The following is a 21,818-nucleotide window of genomic DNA, read 5'->3' on the forward strand; positions in this document are numbered from 1 at the left end:
TTCTCCGCTCGCTCCAGGCCAACCCTGATAGCGGTTTGCGTCACACCGCACGCTAACGGTGCGCTGGGCCATAGGGAATACTGACGAGTCACTTCTCCCAATATGTGAGATTCCCGGCGTCGGCTGGCAGGATGGACGGGTGACGACTTCTCCCGCTCTGGACCTCAGCCACGTCGACGCCGGCATCCGCGTGCAGGACGACCTGTTCGGCCACGTCAACGGCGCTTGGTTGGACTCGCACGAGATCCCCGCCGATCGCTCCACCGACGGTGCCTTCTACGCCCTCCGCGACGCCGCCGAGGAGACCGTCCGCACCCTCATCGAAACCTGCGCCGCCGACGCCGGCGCGACAGGCGACGCCGCGCGGATCGGCGACCTGTACGGGAGCTTCATGGACACCGACACCATCGCCGCCACGGGCCTCGCGCCGCTGGCCGACGAGCTGACGGAGGTCCGGTGGGCGCAGTCACCGTCGGACCTGGTGACGGTCCTCGGGCGGCTGCAGCGAACGGGTGTGAGCGGACTGCTCGGCTACTACGTGGACACCGACGCCAAGCGGTCGGACCGCTACCTGGTGAACGTGGTGCAGAGCGGCATCTCCCTGCCCGACGAGGCCTACTACCGCGAGGAGCAGTACGCGCCGATCCGGGAGAAGTTCGCGGCGCATGTCGCCGCAACCTTCCGCCTGGCGGCGGAGGCGCTCGAGGGCGTCGTGGCGCCGGGAGAGGAGGACGCGGCCGCCGCCCAGGTCCTCGAGCTGGAGACCGCGATCGCCACCGGGCATTGGGACGTGGTCGCCCGGCGCGACGCCGACAAGGGGTACAACCTGCGCACCTTCGCCGAGTTCTCCGCCGAGGCGCCGGGGCTCGCCCCCGCCGCCTGGGTCGCAGCCGTCACCGGCGCGGAGGCGAGCCCCGCGTTCGCCGAGGTGAACGTTCGGCAGCCGTCCTTCGCGGCGCACGCCGCGAGCCTGCTCACCGACCGCCCGCTCGCGCAGTGGCGCACGTGGCTCGCGTGGCGGGTGCTGCACGCGCGCAGCCCCTTCCTCACCGACGCCCTCGTCGACGAGCACTTCGCCTTCTACGGCACCGTGCTGACGGGCACCCCGGAGATCCGGGATCGGTGGAAGCGCGGCGTGACGCTCGTCGAGCAGTACCTGGGCTTCGCGGTGGGCGAGCTGTACACCGCGCAACACTTCCCTGCCGATTCCAAGGAACGGATGCAGGCGCTCGTCGCCGATCTGGTGGAGGCCTACCGCCGCCGGATCACCGAGCTGCCGTGGATGACCCCGGCAACACGCGAACGCGCGCTGGAGAAGCTGAGCAAGTTCACCCCGAAGATCGGCTACCCGGACACCTCGCGCGACTACTCGGCGCTGGAGATCCGCCGCGACGACCTGATCGGGAACCTGCGCCGCGGCGAGGCCTTCGAGCACGACCGCGAGTTCGCGAAGATCGGCGCGCCCGTCGACCGCGACGAGTGGTTCATGACCCCGCAGACCGTGAACGCCTACTACAACCCCGGCATGAACGAGATCGTCTTCCCCGCGGCGATCCTGCAGCCGCCGTTCTTCTCCCCCACCGCCGACGACGCCGTGAATTACGGCGGTATCGGCGCCGTGATCGGGCATGAGATCGGCCACGGCTTCGACGACCAGGGGGCCAAGTACGACGGCGACGGCAACCTCGAGGACTGGTGGACCGACGCGGACCGCGAGGAGTTCGGCAAGCGCACCACCGCTCTCATCGCGCAGTACGACGCCCTCGTCCCGCGCGAGCTCGCCGGCGAGCCGGGCGGCTCTGAGCACCACGTCAACGGCGGTTTCACCGTGGGCGAGAACATCGGCGATCTCGGCGGCCTCGGCATCGCCCTGGTCGCCTACGCGATCGCGCGGGAGCGCGAGGGCGGCACCGTCGACGACGAATCCACGCGGATCGACGACCTGACCGGCCTGCAGCGGCTGTTCTTCAGCTGGGGCGTCGTCTGGCGCGGCAAGTCGCGGCCTGAGGAGGCGATCCGGCGGCTCGCGATCGACCCGCACTCGCCCGCCGAATTCCGTTGCAATGCCATCGTCTCCAACCTCGACGAGTTCTACGCCGCGTTCGGCGTCGATGCCGGGGATCGCCTGTTTTTGGACCGCGACCGCCGCGTCTCGATATGGTGACAACTGATCAGTAACTACATTTCGAACGACCCGTCCAGCAACCGGCGGATACCCATGATGTGACCCCGTGTCGAACCGGCGCGGAGAACGGGTGGCCGTGCATTCACACAAACAGTCCGGTGAACAACTCCCCTCGGTCCTCGGCGTCGTCCACGAATCACCAGAGGTCCCCCTCGAGGAACTGACTCTCGGGGAGCGGATGGGCGAGATCGCGAGGCTGCTGCGCGAGCAGTCCGGGGATTCGGAGTCACTCCTGACGGCCGCCACCCAGTTCGCCGTCGATCAGGTCCCCGGCGCCGACTTCGCGTGCGTCACCCTGGTCGACCCCAAGGGGGGCATCTCGCATCCCGTGGTGATCGGCGCCGAGGCGCAGCGCGTCGCCGACGTGCAGCGCGATCTCGAGGAGGGCCCCAGCGTGGGCGCGACCTTCGAGTCGACCACGATCCTGCTGCTGGAGGACACCGGCGCGGACGACCGCTGGCCGCGATTCGCCGCCGCCGCGCACGAGGCCGGCGTCGGCTCGATCCTCTCGTTCTGCCTGTACGTGCAGAACGAGGCCTACGGCACCCTCGACCTCATGGCGCGCGAGCCGCGCGCCTTCGACGCCGAGTCCATTTCGATCGGCTCGCTGTTCGCCGTGCACGCGGCGGTCGCCTTCTCCGCCGTGCGCGAGAAGGAGCAGATCCGCGCGGCGTTGACCACGCGCGACGTGATCGGGCAGGCCAAGGGCATGATCATGGAGCGCTACAAGCTGGACTCCGACGCCGCCTTCCGGCTCCTGGCACGTCTGTCCCAGGACAGCAACATCCGCCTCGCCGAGGTCGCCGAGCAGGTCATCGACGCCGGACCCGAGTAGCCCGACGATCCGCTACGGAGCTGCCGGACTCACCCCGGACGACGACGAAAGGGGCCGGCACCGTCTTCTCGACGGTGTCGGCCCCTTTCGTTGTTCAGCCCGCGTGACGGTGAGTCCTACTCGTAGGTCTCGCCGGCCTCGGCCTTGGCGACCAGCGAGGCGGGCGGGGTGAACTGCTCGCCGTACTTGCCGGCCAGGAAGTTCGCCTGCGCGATGAACGCCTTCGGACCCGCGAGGCCCTCGGCGGGCGTGCCCGGGCGGCCCTCGTAGGTGTTGATGTACTGCAGCACGCCGCCGGTCCAGGCGGGGAAACCGATGCCGAAGATCGAGCCGATGTTGGCGTCGGCCACCGAGGTGAGCACGCCCTCGTCGAAGCAGCGGACGGTCTCGATCGACTCGATGAAGAGCATGCGCTCCTGGAGCTCGTGGAAGTCCGGCGTGACGCTGCCCGACTTGAAGTGCTCCTGGAAGCCCTGCCACAGGCCGGTGCGCTTGCCGTCGGCGTAGTCGTAGAACCCGGCGCCGTCCTTCTTGGACGTGCGGCCGTTCTCGACCATCCAGTCGACCACGGCGAAGGCGCCGTGCTGCGGCACGTCCTTGCCCTCCGCCTTGAGGGCGGTCTCGGTCGCGAGGCGGATCTTCTGCATCAGGGTGAGCGTGAGCTCGTCCGTCAGCTGCAGTGGCGCGGCCGGGTAGCCGGCCTGCTGGCCCGCCTGCTCCAGGTACACCGGGTCGACGCCCTCGCCGATGGCCGCGAGGGCCTCATTGATGAACGTGCCGATGACGCGGGAGGTGAAGAAGCCGCGGCTGTCGTGGACGACGATCGGGGTCTTCTTGATCTGCAGGGTGTAGTCGATCACCTTCGCCAGGACGGCGTCGGAGGTCTTCTCGCCCTTGATGATCTCCACCAGCGGCATCTTGTCGACGGGGCTGAAGAAGTGGATGCCGATGAAGTCCTCGGACCGCTTGACGCCCTCGGCGAGGATGGTGATCGGCAGGGTCGAGGTGTTGGAGCCGAGGATCGCGTCGGGCTCGACGATGTCCTCGATCTCCTGGAAGACCTTGTTCTTCACCTCGACCGACTCGAACGCGGCCTCGATCACGAGGTCGACGCCCGCGAAGTCCTGCGGGTCGATGGTCGGCGTGATGCGGCCGAGCAGCTCGTCGGACTTCTCCTGCGTGGTGCGGCCCTTGGCCAGCGCCTTCGCCTCGAGCTGCTCCGAGTACGCCTTGCCCCGCTTGGCGGCGTCGAGGTCGATGTCCTTGAGGACGACCTCGATGCCGGCCTTCGCCGAGACGTACGCGATGGCCGCGCCCATCATGCCGGCGCCGATGACGCCGACCTTCTTGGCCTGGTACTTCTCGAAGCCGTCGGGACGCGAGCCGCCGCCGTTGATGTGCTGCAGGTCGAAGAAGAACGCCTTGATCATGTTCTTCGAGACGCTGCCCGTGGCCAGCTTGGTGAAGTAGCGCGACTCGATCTCGAGGGCGGTGTCGAAGTCGACGTAGGTGCCCTCGAACGCGGCGGCCATGATGGCCTCCGGCGCCGGCATGGGCGCGCCCTTGAGCTGCTTGCGCAGGTTGGCCGGGAACGCCGGGGCGTTCGGAGCCAGCGTCTTGTCGATCGGCGAGCCGCCGGGGATGCGGTGCCCCTTGACGTCCCAGGGCTGCACGCCGCCCTCGGGGTTGGCCTTGATCCACGCCTTCGCGGCAGGGAGCAGCTCGTCGACGGTGCCGACGACCTCGTTCACGAGGCCGGTCTTCTGCGCCTTGGTCGGGTTCATCTGGGTGCCCTGGAGCAGCACGCCCATGAGCGCGCCCTGCAGGCCGAGCATCCGGACGGTGCGGGTCACGCCGCCGCCGCCGGGGAGCAGGCCGAGCGAGACCTCGGGGAGGCCGATCTTGCTACCACGCGCGTCCGCCGCGATGCGGTGGTTGGCGGCGAGGGCGATCTCGAGTCCGCCGCCGAGCGCGGCGCCGTTGATGGCGGCCACGACGGGCTTGGGCAGCTTCTCGATGCGACGGAGATCCTTCTTGATCTCCTGGACGTTGTCGAAGACCTGCTGCGCCTCGGCCGGGGTGGCCTTGCGGATCTCGGTCAGGTTGCCGCCGGCGAAGAAGGTCTTCTTCGCCGAGGTGATGACGACACCGGTGATGGACTCGGCCTCGGCCTCGAGGCGGTCGACGGTGGCGCGCATGGACGTGCCGTACAGCTCGTTCATGGTGTTCGCAGAGCTGGTCGGGTCGTCCATCGTCAGGACGACGATGCCGTCGGCGTCCTGCTCCCAGCGGATCATGTTGTCAGACATCTGTTTCTAAGTCTCCTGTTGTTCCGGCGGGCGATCAGACGCGCTCGATGATGGTGGCCGAGCCCATGCCGCCGGCGATGCAGAGCGTGATGAGGCCGTAGCGGCCCCCGGTGCGCTCCAGCTCGTCGAGCACGGTGCCCACCAGCATGGCGCCGGTGGCGCCGAGGGGATGGCCCAGCGCGATGGCGCCGCCGTTGACGTTGACCTGCTCGCGATCGAGCTTGAAGTCCTTCATCCACTTGAGGACGACGGAGGCGAAGGCCTCGTTGAGCTCCCAGACGTCGATGTCGTCCTTGGTCAGGCCGGCCTTCGCGAGCACCTTCTCGGTGGCCGGCGTGGGGCCGGTCAGCATGATCGTCGGGTCGGCACCGGTCGACGCGGTGGCGACGATGCGGCCGCGCGGGGTCAGGCCGGCCTTCTTGCCGCCGGCCTCGTTGCCCACCAGGACCAGCGCGGCACCGTCGACGATGCCCGAGCTGTTGCCGCCCGTGTGGACGTGGTTGATCTTCTCGACGGTCGTGTACTTCTGCAGCGCGACGGCGTCGAAGCCGCCCATCTCGCCGATCACGGTGAACGCGGGGCGCAGCTTGCCGAGGTCGGCGGCGGTGGTGCCGGGGCGACGGTGCTCGTCGTTGTCCAGCACGACGAGGCCGTTCTGGTCCTTGACGGGCACGACCGACTTCGCGAAGCGGCCCTCGTCCCACGCCTTCGCGGCGAGGTCCTGCGACTGCGCGGAGTACTCGTCGACGTCATCGCGGGAGAAGCCCTCGATAGTGGCGATCAGGTCGGCACCGATGCCCTGGGGCGCGATGTAGTTGTCGTAGCTGTACTGCGGGTCGTAGAAGAGCGCGCCGAAGTCCGAGCCCATCGGCACACGGGACATCGACTCCACGCCGCCGGCGAGGACCAGGTCGTCACCGAGAGCCGAGCCGACCTTCTGGGCGGCCATGTTGGTGGCCTCGAGGCCCGAGGCGCAGAAGCGGTTGATCTGCACGCCCGCGACGGTGTCCGGCAGACCGGCCACGATGGAGGCGGTGCGCGCGATGTCGGCACCCTGCTCACCCACGGGCGAGACGACGCCGAGCACGATGTCGTCGATGGACGCGGGGTCGAGCTCCGGGTTGCGGTCCTTGATCTCGTCGATCAGGCCGACCACGAGGTCGGTGGGCTTGACGGCGGTCAGCGAGCCGCCCTTGAGCTTGCCACGGGGCGTGCGGATCGCCTCGTAGATGAATGCGTCAGACACTTGGTCTTCCCGTCCTTTCGAAGAAGGTGTTCCCGGTCCCCGCGGATAGCACGGAGCCCGTCACTCCTACAGGCTAACCGTGTGTAGCTTATTTGGGAAGAGTGGCAGGTAGATCCTGGTTCGAATCGCCCGCAATGGGCTATTGTGACGTTAATCATGGCAGCAGCATCACGTTCCGCGGGCACGCGCCTGCGTCCCGCCGAGCGGCGTCGACAGCTGGTCGACGTCGCGACCGCGCTGTTCCTCGAGCAGGGCTACGGCAAGGTCTCGGTCGCCGACATCGCGCGCGCCGCCGGCATCAGCGGCCCCAGCGTCTATCGGCACTTCCCGGACAAGGAGGCCATCCTCGCGGCGGCCATGCGGTCCGCCGTCGACGAGATGGCGGAGACCACCGACCGGGTACTGGCCCGTCCCGGCGCCACCTTCGAGGACCTCTCCTCCGCGGTCTTCGCCATGGCCGTCTCCCGCCCGGGCCCGCTGGCCCTGTGGCGCTGGAACCGGCGGCACCTCACGGCGGAGCAGGCGCGGGAGATGATCGCCGCCAGCGAGGGCGTGCTCGGCTCGTGGACCGAGGTGCTCTGTCGCGACCACCCGGAGCTCACCGACGACGACGCCCGGGTCCTCACCTGGGCGGTGCTCGCGGTCGGCGGGTCCGTGCCGCCCAGCCGCGGCCGCATCGGGATCCGGCGGTACCGCGCCGACCTCGAAATGATCGGCCGTCGGGTGCTGCGCGCGGCACCGTCGACCGCGCCCGGGCTGCCGGCACCTCCACCGCACCGCGCCCCCGTGGTCCGCAGCGACGAGATCCTCGACGCCGCCTCGGAGCTCTTCTTCTCCCGCGGCTACAGCACCGTCGGCATGGACGACATCGGTGCAGCCGTAGGCATTTCGGGCCCCAGCGTATACGGGCACTTCCCCTCGAAAGGGTCGATCCTGGTGGGCATCGTCGCCCGGGCGCGCGCGGCGCTGGAGATCGGCGTCATCGGCGCGGCCGGGTTGTCCGACGGTGACCCCGTCGCTGAGCTGCGCGCACTGGTGCGCTCCTACGCGGCCAACCTCGTCAGCTCGACCGACCTGGCCGTCGCCTTCACCGTCGGCCGCGAGGTGGTGATCGAGTCGGGCGGCGAGGCGCTGCTCGCCGCGCAGAAGGCCTACGTCGCGCGCTGGGTGGCGCTGCTCGCCGCCGGGTCCGGCGGCGACCTGGATGCGGCGGGGGCCCGCATCGCCGTCGGCGCCGCCATGACCATCGCCAACGACTTCGCCCGCACCCGCCGCCTCCGCGGCCGTCCCCGCTTCCACGACGAGCTGGTCCACCTCGTCGACGCCGCCCTGGGCATCTGAATCCCGGCGTTCGGCCCGAGCGCCGCCGGCGGGGCGGCGAGGCCGAAGGCGGACCGTCGGGCTACCAGCGGTTGACGTGCAGGACCGTGTCGAGCGGGGCGCGCTTGGCGGGCTTGAAGTCGGTGCCCTTGGTGTACGCGACGGGCAGCAGCACGCCCTGGCGGACCGAGGAGGGGATGCCGAGCGCCTCGGCGACCTCACGCTCGTACCCCAGGTGCAGCGTCGTCCACGCGGAGCCGAGGCCGCGCTCGCGGAGCGCGAGCGCCAGACTCCATGCCGCGGGCAGCAGCGAGCCCCACAGCCCGGCCTGATTGCCCTCCGGAAGCTCACCGCCGGGCACGTGGATCGCGCCGATCACCAGCGCGGGCACCCGCTCCATGACCTCGGCGAGGTACGTCGCGCTGGAGGCCACCTTCTCGGCGGTCTCGAGATCCTTGGGGGGCTTAGCCGCCCGCGCCGCCGCGCCCGCCTCGGCGTAGGCGAAGTAGGACTTGCGGTAGTACTCGGCGACGATCCTCTTGGGCTCGGGGTCGGTGAGAACGATCCAGTGCCAGCCCTGGGCGTTGCTGCCCGACGGGGCCTGCAGCGCCACCTCGAGCGCGTCCGTGATCAGGTCGAGCGACACGGGCGTGTCGAGGTCGAGGCGCTTGCGCACCGATCGCGTGGTGGTCAGCACCTCGTCGGCGGACAGGTCCAGGTGCGGGAAGTCGAGTGCCATGTCTCGACCCTAGCGAGCCGGGCTACCGCCCGCGGGCCGAACCGCTCCCCCGCTTCGCCCGGTCGAGCGTCGCGAGGGACTTCTTCGCCGCGGCGAGCTCGGCCTGCAGCGCCGCGACGCGATCCGCGGCGGCGTCGCGGGCGGCGGAGAGCACCTCGTCGACCGTGGCCAGCGCCTCCTTGTCGGCGAGGCCGGCCAGCGCCTTGTGCACCGCCGGCAACGAGATCTCCTGCGCGCCCGCGGGCTTCTGCGCGTTTCGCGTCACCTTGAGCGCAGCCGTGTTGTCGGCACCGACGTACACCGTGATCGCGACCGACCGAGCAGCCCGCGCGGATGCCGGGACGCCTGCCGGCTTCGCCGGGGCGGCCTTCGCCGGGGCAGCCTTGGCGGCTGCGGGCTTAGGGGCGCGCTTGACCGGCTTCGGCTGCTTGGTGGCACGCAGTTCCCGTGCCTCGTAGGGCAACTGGTCGTCGACGCCGGTCGGCTTGACGGTGACGACGACGCCGTCGACCGCGACCACCCGGGCGGACGCGCCGGCGGCCAGCCCGAGGCTGGGTACGCCCTCGATGAGGTAGACCAGCGGATTCTTGCCCTCGGCGAGCGCCGTGGCGTAGCGCCCGAGGTCCTCGGAGGTCAGGGTCTGCTCGGCCATCACTTGACTCCCTTCACCAGAGCCGGGAGCACCGACTGCTCGATCGTGTCGATCGCGAGCGGCCCGCCGTAGAGGAGCGCGTCCACGCCGTTCGTCTTGTCCAGGATGATGATCGGCACGCCGTAGGTCAACGACGACGGGACGCCGTCGAAGCCGCCGTTGCCGCCCGCGGCGTCGGTGCGCGCGACCACCGTCCGGTCCACCTGGCTCGAATTCACGGCCTTGTAGATGTCCCCGGACGCCAGGGGCAGCCACGATCGAGTCCCGTCGACCGGCGTCTGCGTGGCGAAGCCGAGCTGCCCCAGGAGCTGGAGCGCGTTCGCCGAGCTGCCGGCGAGCTTCGTCGCCGTGCCGTCGAAGTGAACGATGTCGATCTTCTTGCCCGCGAACTCCGGGTGCGCGGAGCGCAGCGCGGTGATGCGGCCCTCGTAGGTCTTTTTCACTGCCTCCGCGCGGTCCTTCGCGCCGAGCGCCTCCGCGATGAACGCCAGCTGCTGCTGCCAGGTCCACCCGGCCTTGCCCTCCGTGGAGACCGCGATCGCGCGGCCACCCGCGAGCGACTTGAGGTCCTTGACCTTCTCGGACGCATCCGGGTCGGTGTCCAGGATCAGGTCCGGTTTCGCCTTGTCGATCACGGACGTGTCCGGGTTGGTCGAGGTGCCGGCGCTCGGAACGCCCGACAGCGCGGAGACCCAGGCGGGCAGCTCCGACTTCGGGCCGTTCGCCCCCGCGACCACCTCGAAGCCCAAGGCGGAAACCAGTTCCGCATCGCCCGCTCCCAGCGCGACGATCCGCTGCGGCCGGTCGCTGAGCTCCGTCGTGCCATTGACGTCCGTCACCGTGCGGGCGCTCCACGCGTCCAAGGCCGGTCGGCCGCCGTCGTTGCCACCGCCGCTGATCAGAACGATGCCCAGGACCACCGCCAGCACCACGACGAGCGCGGCCGCGCCACCGATCAGCAGCTTCCTCCGACTCGACGACGTCCTCTCCGCCCCGCCGAGCACGGGCATCGACGGAGAGCTCGGCCCCGTCGGAACGCCCGGTCCCCGCGGCCCGACGGGGCCGAGCAGCCCCGTCGGCGCGCCGGGCGGCACGCCCGGCCCACCGGGAACCGTCGACATCGAGCCCGGCTGGTTGTACCCGGTCGCGAGCGCCGGGTTCGATGGCGTCCCCTGCCAGTTCACGCCCTGCGGCGCGGTGGGCGGCGCCATACCCGCGGCGCCCGACATCCGGCGCGAGGCGGCGGCCAGGGCATCGGAGAACTCACCGGCGGTGGTGAACCGGTCCGCGGGGTTCTTCGCCATGGCGCGGCCGAGCACGTGGTCGACCTCCGGCGAGAGGTCTGGCCGCTTGAGTCGGACACTGGGTGGATTCTGGCTGATGTGCGCCAGCATCAGCTGGCCCGAGATGGTGGTGGTGAAGGGCGGCGCGCCGGTGAGCAGGACGACCGCGGCACACGCCAGCGAGTAGACATCGGCACGATGGTCGACGGGGTGCCCGAGCATCGCCTCGGGGGCGGTGTACGCCAACGTGCCGACGACGGTGCCCGCCTGCGTGTTCTGCCCGACCTCAGTCTGGGCGGCACCGATTCCGAAGTCCGCGAGCTTCACCTGCTCGCCGCGGCGGCCGCGGTCGACGAGGAAATTGGCGGGCTTGACGTCGCGGTGCAGAATGCCGTGCTGGTGGGCGTAGTCGAGGGCGTCCGCGACTTGTTCGAGCACAGCGACGGTGCGGTCCAGGCTGAACGCGCCCTCCCGGTGCACGGTCTCGGCGAGGTTTCCTCCCTCGACGAGCTCCATCGCGATCCACAGGTGCCCATCGGACTCGCCACGGTCGTAGACGTCCACGATGTGCGGATGCTTGAGGCCGGCGATGAGGTCCGCCTCGCGGTCGAACCGCGCCCGCACCGAAGGATCGGCTGAGAGCTGAGTCTGCAGCACCTTCAGCGCGACGGACCGGGGCAGCGTCCGGTGCCGCACGCGGTACACCGTGCCCATGCCTCCGGTACCGAGCACCGACTCGATCACGTAGCCCGCGATCGACTCACCGGGTTCCGACGCCACGAACTCACCTCCGCTCCTGCACGTGTACAGCGGTAAGAATCTACCGCGCCGCAGGTTGCGCGCCGCTTAACGTGAGGTTGGCGGCTCGTCGGAAGGCTCGCGTTCGCCCGTCTTTCCCCATCGAGGCGCGCTCGGCGGCTGTACCGGACGGCGCCGCGGGGTCCGGTCGTCCTGGCCCTGCGAGGGCCGCACCCAGCGGTCTCCGCCCTGCTTGCGCTGAGCGCCGGTGCCCCTCTCGTAGGGCGGCGGGGGCAGCGGCCGCACCGGGCGGGTCGGCCGCTGCGGCGGTACCGGAGGCGGCGCCTGGTGCGAGGGGACGGGCTGTTGCGGTGCGCCGTGAGCTCCCGGAGCCGGGGCACCCGGGGCGTGCGCGGCGGGCACGGGGTACGGCGAGCCCGTGCCCCGCGGCGGGACCGGCGGCTGCGCGTGCCGTCCGGCCGGCGGTGCGGGCACCCGCGGCGGAGGAAGTGCCTGCGCAGCCGCCGACGGCGGCAGCGTGGCCGCCCCCGGGGCCAGACGCGGCGGCGCGGGCACCTGACGCGGCAGGCGCTGCGCCGGCTGCTGCGGTGCGACGGCCGCGATCGGCTGCGCCTGCACGTCGCAGTAGCGCAGCTCCTCGTCGGTCGGGTTGAGGACGACGTCGAACGGGGCGCGGCGGCCGATCCGCACCCGCACCGCAGACGGCGAGACCTGCTCGACGACGAGGTCTGCGTTCGCCCGCTCCGGGGCGCTGCCGGGCGCCCGCAGGGTGAGCATGGTGCGCTCGGGTACGGCGTCGGCGGGGGCACCGTCGAAAACGGTGATGTCGGCCGGGCGGCCCCCGGGGCCGTCGGCGATCCGGAATCGCGCCTGGTCCGCCAGGGTCGCGGCGAGCGTGGCCCACTGGGCAGGGCGGTCGGTGTGCACAGCGACGGACGCGCCGGCGCCGACGGAGCGGAGCAGCACGAGTTGCAGCGGGATCAGCTCAGTCGCGAACTCGACGACGAGGGTCTCGGGGACCGGCGAACCGTCGAACAGGGGCAGTGCCACCGCGTCGGTCCCGGAGACGCCCCAGACGGGACCCGCGGGGCCGACGGGGATCTCCACTGCTCCGAGGCCGTCCAGGGGCGCGGAGGGCAGGTCGACGACGCTCGATCCTCCGCCCGGCAGCGTGCCGCGGGCGAGCTCCATCTGACGGCCCGGCATCGGCACGAGCGCATCGTCGAGGTTGTCGACGATCGGTACGGCGGTGTCGTAGCGGACGAGCCCGCTGATCTCCACGGGCGCCTGCGCATCGGCCCTGCGCATCCGCAGTACGACGGAGGTGCTGTCGCTGTCGAGACCCCACCACCGGTCGAGCTTCTGGGTGGAGGTGCGGACCGGGTCGATCAGGTAGGTGGTCGCGAACTCGGCGCCGTGCTCGATGTTCTGCCAGGTCTCGGTGCCACCGACGAGATCCGCGCCGAAGGTCATGCGTGAGTCCAGGCGGGCGAGCTCCGCGGCCGGCAGCACGCGGGCCCGGATCAGGCGCTCCTGCAGCCGCTGCTCGAGCCGCCGGGTCGCGGCCATGAGGGCCTTGGGGCCGGCCGTGCGCGACGGTCCGCGCCGCACGATCCCCGCCAGGTTGCGGCGGGTGTTCACGCGCAGGACCAGCCACGTGGACCGCTCGGCCATCGCCGCGTAGAAGCGGACGCCCTGCGAATAGGAGGCTCGGTAGGCGGGACCGGGCGGCACGCGGCGGCCGACGGAGGCCACGTCGATGTCCACGTCCAGGCCGTACTGCGTCATCATCGTCGCGAGCAGGTCCAGCGGCACCGTCTCCGCGGCGAAAGCGCGGCCCTCGCGCAGGCGGGTCTCCGCCGCATCGGCGGTGAGCTCGATCGCCGAGACCAGCTCGAAGCCGTCGCCCTGCCGCACGCCGACGCCGTCGACGTCGATCACCCGGCCGGGGATGCCCCCGGTCGCGCGGCGCCGACGACGCAGGTACCGCGCGCGGGCGCCGATCTTCTCGCTGAGCACGGTGCCGTGCACCGAGACGAAGGCGACGAGGGCGCCCAGCACGATGAGCACGATCACGGACCACAGTGGCCAAGCGCCGCCGACGAGCGCGAACAGGCTCGCCGAGAGGACGGCCCAGACCAGCGCGCGGCGCAGCGAGATCCGGATGCCGACGGGCCGCCGCAGCCGCGCGACTGCGGGGTGCGTCGGGAGCTCGGCGACCGCCGGCCCCGGCGTCACGGTCTCCGTCATCACGACCTCCGCTTCCGGCCGGGTCGCGTCAGCGCGACCACGCCGCCGATCACCAGCAGCACTACCGCGCCGGCGCCTCCCACGATCGCCGCCGTCCGCCGCGGCCGCGTATCGGGATCGGGCGGGGGCGGCGGGACCAACAGCTTCTCCACCGACTGCGGGTCGATGTCCGCGTCGATGTCGGGCACCTTCGCGGTCAGGGCGGCCACCGGATCGATCAGCCCGCGGCCCACCTTGTTGTCAGTGCCACGGCCGGGCGCGTGCGCCGTGGCCACGAGCCGCGCGGCCGCCTGCATCGCCGACAGCTGCGGGTACCGCGCGCGCACCAACGCCGCCGCGCCCGCGGCGTAGGCCGCAGCGAACTCCGGCCCAGCGAAGGGCACCAGGTTCCGCTCGACAGGAGCACCGTTCACCACGCCATCGCCGCCACGCGAGCTCAGCGAGACGATGCCCGCGCCCGGCGCGGCCACGTCGAGCCACGGGCCGTTCAGCGATCCGGTCAGCGGCGTACCCTCCGCGGTAGTGGCGCCCACCGAGAGCACCTGCCCGTCGAACCAGTTCGGCGTCGCGACGGTCGTCACCTGCCGCCAGCCGCGCGGGTCGTCGGGCTGGCCGGGATCCGGGTCGGGATTGGCCTTGCAGTCGTTCGACCCGACGGTGCCGCCCTGGCGGTCCGTCGCGCCCGCGCCGACCACGACGAGCGCGTCCTTGGCGCGCAGCGCGTAGGCGACGGCGCCGCCGATCTCGCGCTGGCGGAACTGGTTGTCAGCTGCCATACACACGGGCTCGGGCACAACGATCACCTTGGCGCCGCGGTTGGCGGCGCGCACGATGGCGCGGGCGATGCTGCGGGCGTTGACCGCGGCGCGGCCGAGGTTGGGGTCCGCGTCGTCCGCCGGGTTGTTCTGCAGCGAGAAGCCCGCTGAGTCGACGCGGATCGACAGGATCCGCGCGTCCGGGGCGACGCCCACGACGCCATCACCCGCCGCGGGCTGCGCGCCGATGATGCCCGCGACCAGCGTGCCCGTGGAGTCGCAGTCCACCAGTCCACGGTCGCCGGCCACCATGTTGTCGCCGGCGCCGTCGAGCCCGCGGAGGCGGGCCTGGGGACGCACGCCGGTGCTCAGCACCGCGACGGTCACCCCCGCGCCGGTGGAGAACCTGTGCGCCTCGTCGACCTGCAGCGTGGTGGCCGGCGCGGGTGCAGCAGCGAGGTTGGAGTTCGGCAGGACGCCGGGCTCCACGCACCGCGGATTGTTGTTGCGCAGCGGGCGCTCCGGGCCGTCGGTGTCGGGCGGCGCGCCGCCGATGTCGGCGACGGGCGGCACCACCGCACCGGAAGGGGCCGGAGCCCAGCCGCCGGCGGCGACCACGGTGAGGGTCGCGGCCGCTGCGGCGACCGCCTTCGGGATTCGGCGCACGGCCCCTCTACTTCAGGAACGACAGGTCGAGTTCGCGCATCGCGGCGAACAGTCGGGTGCACCACAGCGCGAGCAGGACGACCGCGAAGATCGCCAGCTTCTCGCCGGCCTCGATGCGGCCGAGGAGCCGTGCCGAGAGCGGGCGGCCGTGTCCGCCGCGGTCGGTGGAGACGCGATCCGCGAGCAGCAGGCCGCCGGCGCCGAAGCTCGCCAACACGGCGGCGCTGAGCACGATCACGACGAGCCGGCCGAGGTCCGAGTCGAGCGCTCCGACGAGGACGATCGCGAGACCCGACGCGATGACGAAGCCCGCCACGAAGAACACCGTGGCGTGCACGCGGTCATCGAGGGTGCGACCGCGCAGCACGCAGATCACGGAGGTCAGCGCGGCGATCGCCACCTCACCCCAGAAGTAGTGACTGCGCGGCACGATCACGGTGAGCGCGGAGACCACGAGGATCGCGGCGATCGCGACGTAGAAGCCGGTGAGCAGCTTGGCGGCGGTGCGGGCCTTGCGCTCGAGGCCGGTGTTCTCCTCAGCGCGGGCCAGCTCGGTGGTCATCTCATCGTCGAAGGTGTCCACGTGGTAGGCGGCGTCGAGCTCGGAGCGGTCGATGTCCTCGCCGGGCGGCGGCAGCGGGTCCGGCCGGACACCGGCGAGCATGAGGGCCCATCCCTGCGCCCAGTTCGCCAGCAACAGACCACCGATCACGCCGATCGCGGGGATCGCGGGCCGGCCGAGTGGGGTGTAGGCGAAGAGCGCACTCGCGACCACGACCGCGGCGGCGGTGAGCCCGAGCGCGGCGAGCACCGTCGCGCCCAGACCACTCGCGCGGCCGAGCACGACCACGCCGATGAGGGCGAGGGTCGCCCCCGTGAGGACGTTCGCGGCGGTGAAGGCACCGTCGACCCCGCCGTCCGGAGGGATGAGCGTGAATCCGGCCGAGAAGAGCACGGGGAACGCCGCGAGCTGCAGCGCGTAGGCCACTTGCGGGGCGCCGTACTGCCGGTCCGCGGAGAGCGCGGCGAGCACCACGGCGATCGACGCAAGAGCCGCCACCGGAAACCACCACAGCACGCTGGAGTGCGCGAACCAGGCGATGAGCACGAGCGCGGCGAAGACCGTCGCGCCGAGCACCAGCGCGAGCAGCCCCAACGCCCGCGCGGTCGCCGATTCGAACCGGCGGAAGCGCTGGCGGCAGAACTCCTGAATCGCGTCGGCGGTGCTCTCGATGAGCGGCCGGAAGGTCTGGGTCGAGAAGGTCTCCGCCAGGATCAGGCGGTCACCGTCGAGCACCCCCGCATCGGCGAGCGACTTGTCGCGGGCGAGCGGCGTGCCGCCCTCCCGGGCGAACGTCCAGGCCCCGGTGGTCGAGAAGTCGTGGTCCGGAAAGATCTGCTCCAGCCCCGGCACCACGGAGTCCATCACGACGGATAGCCGCCGACGGGCCAGCAGGCTCCGCTCGACGGAGTTCTCGCCGACTTCGACCAGGACACGTACCTGTTCGGGGACGGCGGACCGCCCGGGGCCCGCGGTGTCGGTTCCAGCGGGCTCCGGGGTGATCGGGAAGACCATCGTGCGTCAGCGTCCCTCTGTCGTGCGCACCTGCTGCAGCTCGGCGAGCTTCTGGGCGGCCGGCGGCTCGTAGCCCGAGTTGAAGCCGTCCGCAAGGTCCGCCGCCAGCTCCTCGAACGCACGAACGGTGCGCCGGCGGAGCAGCTCGATGTCGATCGGCTGGTCCGAGTCGAGGTGCGGGTCGTACGGGATCTCGTGCACGCGCAGCTTCTGCCCGGCGCGGAAGAGCTCGTCGAACTGCTCCACGGAGACGCTGCCCCGGCGCTTCGTGTGGTTGATGACCACAATGGTGTTCGCGAGCAGGCCGTGCCAGCCGTGATGGCGCAGCCAATCGATGGTCGCGGCCACCTTGCGCACGCCGCGGGTGGTCGCCGAGGCGGGCAGGATCAGCGCGGAAGAGATCTCCAGGACGCCGGTGCCCGTCTGGGTCTGCAGGCCGCGCCCGGCGTCGACCAGCGCGAGGCTGTAGTGCGGCCGGAAGATCGAGTACAGGTCGAGCACGTCGTCGTAGTCGGTGACGTCGCGGCCGTTGAAGCGCCACGGCGTGGGCAGCACGTGCAGGTTCGTCGCGGTCACCGCAAGGTGCTTGTCCACCTGGTTGCGGTCCGACAGGTCGCTCTGCTGAATCAGCGTGCGGGCGGTCGAGCCGCCCTGGTGCCACGCGGTCACCTGATCCAGATCGCCGCCGTCGGGGTCGAGGTCGAGGGCGACCACGTTGTCGGCGCGGGTGCGCTCGAGGATCTGGCCGAGCACGCCCACGAGCAGGGTGCCACCGGCGTTGTCGGCGAAGACGCTGGTCACGTGGAACTTGTTCTTGGGAACGCGAATCCGGTGCACCAGCTCCGCGTGCTCCTGATCGTTCGCACTGGGGCCCACGTCGAGGCCCATCTTGCGCAGCCAGGCACGCCAGCCCGAGACCCGCACCGCGGCGTCCGAGAACCGGATCTGCTGGTTGAAGGAGGACGAGGCTGTCGACATCGGCGCCGACAGCGACTCACCCATCGGACGCATCGGGGCCTGCTGATGCTGCGGCACCATCGGCGCCGGCGCACCCGGTACAGGCGCCTGTCCGAAGGGCTGCGGCGCCGCGGGGCGGTGGATCTGGCCGGAGGCCTGCGCCGACTGGAACTGGCCGGTCGGCTGGACGCCCTGGAACGCGGCCTGGCCACCCTGGACCTGGGCGTTCTGCGCGGCAGCGGAGACGAAACTGTTCTGGCCGCCCTGCCACTGCTGCTGGGGCTGCGGCACGGGGGCCGGGGCGGGGACGGGGTTGGCCGCCTGCGGGGTCGACGGTGCCGCCGGCTCGGTCTTCGGTGCCTCCGCCCTCGGCGCGTCGGCCTTGGCGCCATCCGCCTGAGGAACGTCGACCCTGGGGGCGTCCGCCGTGGGCGTCCCGTCGGTCGGAGAGTCCGCCTGGGGCGCGGCACCCTTCGGTGCGTCCGTCTTCGGCACGTCGATCTTCGACGGGCCCGTCTTGGCGGCGTCCGCCTTCGCGCTATCGGCCTCGTTGTCGACGATCGCAGGCTGCTCGGCGGTGGGGCGCTCGTCCGCAGCGACGATCACGGGCGGGACGACGGGAGCCGTCGGTACCGCGGCGGATCCTCCGATGTCATCGACCCCGGGGAGCTCGGGCTCCTCCCATTCGCCGCTCACGGGCTCGGACAGCGGGCCGCCCGTGGGAACGGCCGGTCGGACCACCGGGACGGCAGAGTCGGTCGAGGGCAGGATCGCCGCCGCGGGATCACTGTCATGACTGCTTTGCGGTACGAAAGGCACCCGAACGTTAGTAGCTGCGTCGCTCATCGACTGCACCTCTCTTGCTGGAAGAATCGTTTGCAGACTAATACACACCCAGGTCAGACGACCAGCGGGTGTGATCTATCAGTTTGTTGTATCGAACCACCCGCGGTCACCGCCTCGCTCAACGAGAGCGGTGATTCCCTCGGAGAATCGTCGCCGGGTACCGGGACTGAGGGTGACGTCCACGACGCCCCGCGAGCCGCGGTCGGTGGTCGACAGCACGCGGCCGGCGGCCGTGTCCATGACGCCCACCGCCCACGCCGCCTGCCTCCGCACACCACTGGAATCCGAACGGTGGTAAACGATTTCGGCTCGTCGACCCGTGTATCGCGCGGCGTCAACCAGGATGTCGACGGTCTTCTGGGACAGTTCGTGCTCGCGCAACCGGCTGCGGACCTCGCGCTCGCCCCGGGGTCCGGTGACCTGCGGATCGAAGCTCGCGACGATCTCCGCCAGCTCGTTCGCCCCCACAGTGAGCGACTCGAAGTCCGCGGGATCACGCGCGCCCAGGACTCGCCACAGGGGTTCGACCACCGTCGATTCGAAGTCCTCGCGATCGGTGCGGAAGCCCTGAACGGTGAACTGATCGTCGTTGCGGAAGGCGATGGCCACCACGTCATCGCGGCGCACGACCGCCCCGCGCAGCACGGCGTCACCATCGAAGACGCGGATCGCGACCTCTGCGGCCGGCGATTGGAGGGCGCGCAGCCACAGCTTGGCCTGGGGATCGACGGATCCGTTCGTACCCACCAGCCCAGCGTCGACCAGCCCGGGGAGGACCGCCAGGTCAACCATCAACTGGTCGTCGGGCCGGTACACATTGGGATGCACGGCCAGCACCACGGGCGCCAGCTCGCTGACGTCCGAGAGCCGCATCAGCAACAGCAGCTCGTCGACGTCCGCGGCGAAGGCGGACAGCTTCGCCACCGGTTCCTCGCGCAGCACCGCCATGCGTCCCTCCTCTTCTGACGCGGCCCGGCCCCGCGCGTGCGGTGGCCGGGCCTCGTCTCGTCGTTCTCAGACCCCGTAGAGACCCGCGGCCTGCGCCTGGCCGGCCTGGTGGATCGTGGCGGCCGTCTGCAGGTTCACGCCGGTCTTGCGGATCGTCATGGCCAGGTTCTCGTTGGCCTTGAGGCAGATCTCGTGGACGTGCTGGTAGCTCTCCTGATCGACGCCCACCCAGTTGCCGGCGTTCAGATTCGCGGTGTTGTTGGCCGTCAGCTCCGCGATGTTCGCGTCCGCGACGGCGGAGGCCTTGCCCAAGCTCGCCGACGTGATGTCGTAGCTCGCGTAGTCGACCTTGATCAGCGGGGAAGTCATGTTCGTGACCCTTCGTAGATGTCGGCGGTCTAGACGACGTAGCCGGTGAACAGGCCACCGGCGTCGCCGTCGGTGCTGGTGATGAGGCCGCCGTTACGGCCGAGCGCCTCGGCGACTGCCTCGAGCTTCTGCTGCTCGGCGTTGCAGACGGCGATGAGCTCCTCCATGTGGGCGCTCGCCTTGGTGGTCGTGTCGCCGGCGTTCGCAGCGCGATAGGCCTCAGCGGTGGTGCGGACGAACTTGATGTTGGCGAGGGTCGTCGCGGCCACGTCGTGGGTCTTCGCGGTACCGGCGGCGTGCGCTCCGGTGTTGAGTTCGTAGATCTGCGGGGGCATGAGTGTTCCTCCAGTTCAGTGGTGGTCGTGATGGGCCGAGCGGATGGCGGGGATCAGCGCCCCTCCCCACTCGACGGGACGTCGACGGGAACGGACTCGTACTCGGGCACCGAGTCCTGGTAGATGGGTATCGCGGCCGTATCCGGCACGACGATGCGCTCCCGTTGCTTGCCCTTCGACCGCGCGACGGGCGCACTGGTCCCGGTCGGGAGGATCGGGCGCAGCGGCTCTGCCGCCACGCGCGGAACCGGCGGGGGCGGTGGCGCCACCGCGAGACCGTCCGTCGACCAGTTCGCCGGCGCGACCACCTGCGGCAGCGTGCCCGTACCGGGCTCGACGCGCAACGCGGACGCCGACCGCTGCGCCTGCTCACCGCGGGACATCCGCTCCAGGGTGGGCGAGCCCGGGCGCGCGCCGAAGTAGCCGACGGACCCGGTCCGGTTCTCGGGATTGACGCCGGAGAGCAGGGCACTCATCGGTTGGTAGACCACGCCACCGCCGGTGCTCGCGGTCCCCACGCTGACGCCGGTCTGCAGGGCCTGCCCGCCACCGGACATGGCCACGCCGACCACGCCGCCGGCCACTCCGGCCGCGGTGCCGCCGGCCCCGCCGAGCTGCTGCACCAGACTCTGGCCGAGCTGCTGGCCTGTGGTGGGGCGGATGGCGCTGTTCTCGCGCGACTGGGATCCCGCCGTCGCCGCGTTGGAGACCGCCTGCTCGAACCGCTGAGCGTTCACGAGCAGGGTCTGACCGAGCTTCGTGGTGGAGAGCACGCCGCCGGCGGCGCGCATCCAGAGCATGCTGGCGACGGCCTGGGCACCCTGTGCGGCGAGCGTCATCTTGGTGACCACGGCGTCGCCGACCGACGCGGCCCCCGCGGCGGCCGCGGGGATCGGGACGCCGATGGACGTGGCCATGGGCTTCGGCGGGACGAAGGGCTCGAAGGTCATGTTCGCCGTGGAGTTCGCGAGGTAGGTCAGCATCATCGCGGCGTTCTGCGCCCACATCGCGGCGTACTGCGCCTCGTTCGCGGCGATCGCTCCCGTGTTCACCCCGAGGAAGTTCGTCGCATTGAGCACCGCGTTGGTGATGTGGTTCTGCGCGATCTCGGGCAACTGCGCCATGCCCGCGAGGGCCGCCGAATAGTCGGCGGCCTGCTTCGTGTGGCGGGTCGAAGCCAGGAGCGCCTGCGTGCGCAGCGCCTCGTTGTGTGCGAGGTAGATCGCGACGTTGCGCGTCATCAGTGCTGTCTCCGGCGCCTGCCAGGACGCGGCGAGCCGCGGCAGCAGCGACTGGAGGAACACCGACCGCGCACTGACGGAGGCAGCGACCGAGGCCCAGGCCGCCGCCGCAGCGGTCGCCGGTGCAGGGCCCGCTCCCGACATCAGGCGCCCCACGTTGACCTCGGGGGGAAGCGCTGGGAAAGTCACGATGTCACGCTCGTCAGAACTGCACGGCGTTGTCGGCCATGATGTACGTGGAGGCGACCGCCGAGAGGCTCACGGCGTACTGCGCGACCTCGGCGTGATCAACGATCGAGGTCGCCAGGAAGTTCGCCGCATGGGCCGCGGAACTGGCCGAGACCAGCAGCGATACGTCGTCGATGCCCGCAGGCACGATCGCGCCGATGGCGCCGGCCGCGCCACCGATCAAGCCCGAGGTGGTGGCGACATTCGCCATGACCTCGTTGGTTCCCGCCAAGAGTTGTATAGGTGCCACGTTCAGGCCCACCTGCTATCCCCTTTACTAGGTTTTCAAGTTGCAACTAAAACAGAATTGCCAAACTTC

Annotated in this window: 17 protein-coding genes; 3 read left to right on the top strand and 14 right to left on the bottom strand. The window is 70.9% G+C overall.

Annotated features, from left to right (window positions below; all coding sequences use genetic code 11):
* Positions 1–139: 139 nt before the first annotated feature.
* Positions 140–2,164: a M13 family metallopeptidase gene (locus HNP44_RS15745; protein ID WP_259141967.1), complete on the top strand. Its 2,025-nt coding sequence runs from the start codon at positions 140–142 to the stop codon at positions 2,162–2,164.
* A gap of 97 nt (positions 2,165–2,261) precedes the next feature.
* On the top strand, positions 2,262–3,020 hold the full coding sequence (locus tag HNP44_RS15750) for a GAF and ANTAR domain-containing protein (RefSeq protein WP_310437688.1): 759 nt from the start codon (positions 2,262–2,264) through the stop codon (positions 3,018–3,020).
* A 116-nt stretch (positions 3,021–3,136) separates the two neighbouring features.
* Here HNP44_RS15750 and HNP44_RS15755 read toward each other — a convergent pair whose 3' ends face one another.
* Together HNP44_RS15755 and HNP44_RS15760 are read right to left on the bottom strand one after the other, a co-directional pair.
* Positions 3,137–5,329: a 3-hydroxyacyl-CoA dehydrogenase NAD-binding domain-containing protein gene (locus HNP44_RS15755; RefSeq protein ID WP_259172145.1), complete on the bottom strand. Its 2,193-nt coding sequence runs from the start codon at positions 5,327–5,329 to the stop codon at positions 3,137–3,139.
* Between the two features lie 34 nt (positions 5,330–5,363).
* Entirely contained in the window at positions 5,364–6,575 is a 1,212-nt protein-coding gene (locus tag HNP44_RS15760; protein WP_259141970.1) for an acetyl-CoA C-acetyltransferase, read from the bottom strand.
* Positions 6,576–6,731: 156 nt separating this feature from the next.
* Here HNP44_RS15760 and HNP44_RS15765 point away from each other — a divergent pair, with 156 nt between their 5' ends.
* On the top strand, positions 6,732–7,916 hold the full coding sequence (locus tag HNP44_RS15765) for a TetR/AcrR family transcriptional regulator (protein ID WP_259141971.1): 1,185 nt from the start codon (positions 6,732–6,734) through the stop codon (positions 7,914–7,916).
* 61 nt (positions 7,917–7,977) lie between these two features.
* Here the strand turns inward: HNP44_RS15765 and HNP44_RS15770 are convergent, their stop codons facing one another.
* From HNP44_RS15770 to HNP44_RS15830, 12 genes are all read right to left on the bottom strand, one after another.
* Positions 7,978–8,634, bottom strand: a complete 657-nt coding sequence (locus tag HNP44_RS15770; RefSeq protein WP_259141972.1) for a nitroreductase family protein — start codon at positions 8,632–8,634, stop codon at positions 7,978–7,980.
* Positions 8,635–8,656: 22 nt separating this feature from the next.
* Complete coding sequence (locus tag HNP44_RS15775) at positions 8,657–9,286, bottom strand: hypothetical protein (protein WP_259141973.1); 630 nt, start codon at positions 9,284–9,286, stop codon at positions 8,657–8,659.
* Positions 9,286–11,349 carry a serine/threonine-protein kinase gene (locus HNP44_RS20840; RefSeq protein ID WP_310437689.1) on the bottom strand — a complete coding sequence of 688 codons (2,064 nt, stop codon included), beginning with the start codon at positions 11,347–11,349 and terminating at the stop codon, positions 9,286–9,288. The genes HNP44_RS15775 and HNP44_RS20840 overlap by 1 nt, the downstream gene beginning before the upstream one ends.
* A 66-nt stretch (positions 11,350–11,415) precedes the next feature.
* Complete coding sequence (eccE, locus tag HNP44_RS15790) at positions 11,416–13,578, bottom strand: type VII secretion protein EccE (protein WP_259141974.1); 2,163 nt, start codon at positions 13,576–13,578, stop codon at positions 11,416–11,418.
* A complete protein-coding gene (gene mycP, locus HNP44_RS15795) occupies positions 13,578–14,999 on the bottom strand; it encodes a type VII secretion-associated serine protease mycosin (RefSeq protein WP_259141975.1) in 1,422 nt (473 codons plus the stop codon). Before mycP ends, eccE begins: the two co-directional genes overlap by 1 nt.
* Before the next feature lie 7 nt (positions 15,000–15,006).
* Positions 15,007–16,575: a type VII secretion integral membrane protein EccD gene (gene eccD, locus HNP44_RS15800; protein WP_259141976.1), complete on the bottom strand. Its 1,569-nt coding sequence runs from the start codon at positions 16,573–16,575 to the stop codon at positions 15,007–15,009.
* Between the two features lie 6 nt (positions 16,576–16,581).
* Positions 16,582–18,351 (bottom strand): hypothetical protein, encoded by a 1,770-nt coding sequence (locus tag HNP44_RS15805; protein WP_259141977.1) that lies wholly within the window; start codon positions 18,349–18,351, stop codon positions 16,582–16,584.
* Positions 18,352–18,456: 105 nt separating this feature from the next.
* Positions 18,457–19,326, bottom strand: a complete 870-nt coding sequence (locus tag HNP44_RS15810; protein WP_259141979.1) for an ESX secretion-associated protein EspG — start codon at positions 19,324–19,326, stop codon at positions 18,457–18,459.
* A 66-nt stretch (positions 19,327–19,392) separates the two neighbouring features.
* Complete coding sequence (locus tag HNP44_RS15815) at positions 19,393–19,695, bottom strand: hypothetical protein (RefSeq protein ID WP_259141981.1); 303 nt, start codon at positions 19,693–19,695, stop codon at positions 19,393–19,395.
* Between the two features lie 29 nt (positions 19,696–19,724).
* Positions 19,725–20,030: a hypothetical protein gene (locus HNP44_RS15820; RefSeq protein WP_259172146.1), complete on the bottom strand. Its 306-nt coding sequence runs from the start codon at positions 20,028–20,030 to the stop codon at positions 19,725–19,727.
* Between the two features lie 53 nt (positions 20,031–20,083).
* Entirely contained in the window at positions 20,084–21,460 is a 1,377-nt protein-coding gene (locus HNP44_RS15825; RefSeq protein WP_259141983.1) for a PPE family protein, read from the bottom strand.
* A gap of 13 nt (positions 21,461–21,473) precedes the next feature.
* On the bottom strand, positions 21,474–21,761 hold the full coding sequence (locus tag HNP44_RS15830) for a PE domain-containing protein (RefSeq protein WP_259172147.1): 288 nt from the start codon (positions 21,759–21,761) through the stop codon (positions 21,474–21,476).
* Positions 21,762–21,818 lie beyond the last annotated feature (57 nt).

The organism is Tsukamurella ocularis (genome assembly GCF_024807615.1).
Taxonomy (GTDB): domain Bacteria; phylum Actinomycetota; class Actinomycetes; order Mycobacteriales; family Mycobacteriaceae; genus Tsukamurella; species Tsukamurella ocularis.

Coding starts and splice junctions, on each gene's coding strand:
- HNP44_RS15755 (WP_259172145.1), bottom strand. CDS start 5,329: ATGTCTGACAACATGATCCGCTGGGAGCAGGACGCCGACGGCATCGTC.
- HNP44_RS15765 (WP_259141971.1), top strand. CDS start 6,732: ATGGCAGCAGCATCACGTTCCGCGGGCACGCGCCTGCGTCCCGCCGAG.
- HNP44_RS15770 (WP_259141972.1), bottom strand. CDS start 8,634: ATGGCACTCGACTTCCCGCACCTGGACCTGTCCGCCGACGAGGTGCTG.
- HNP44_RS15775 (WP_259141973.1), bottom strand. CDS start 9,286: ATGGCCGAGCAGACCCTGACCTCCGAGGACCTCGGGCGCTACGCCACG.
- eccE (WP_259141974.1), bottom strand. CDS start 13,578: ATGACGGAGACCGTGACGCCGGGGCCGGCGGTCGCCGAGCTCCCGACG.
- eccD (WP_259141976.1), bottom strand. CDS start 16,575: ATGGTCTTCCCGATCACCCCGGAGCCCGCTGGAACCGACACCGCGGGC.
- HNP44_RS15810 (WP_259141979.1), bottom strand. CDS start 19,326: ATGGCGGTGCTGCGCGAGGAACCGGTGGCGAAGCTGTCCGCCTTCGCC.
- HNP44_RS15815 (WP_259141981.1), bottom strand. CDS start 19,695: ATGACTTCCCCGCTGATCAAGGTCGACTACGCGAGCTACGACATCACG.
- HNP44_RS15820 (WP_259172146.1), bottom strand. CDS start 20,030: ATGCCCCCGCAGATCTACGAACTCAACACCGGAGCGCACGCCGCCGGT.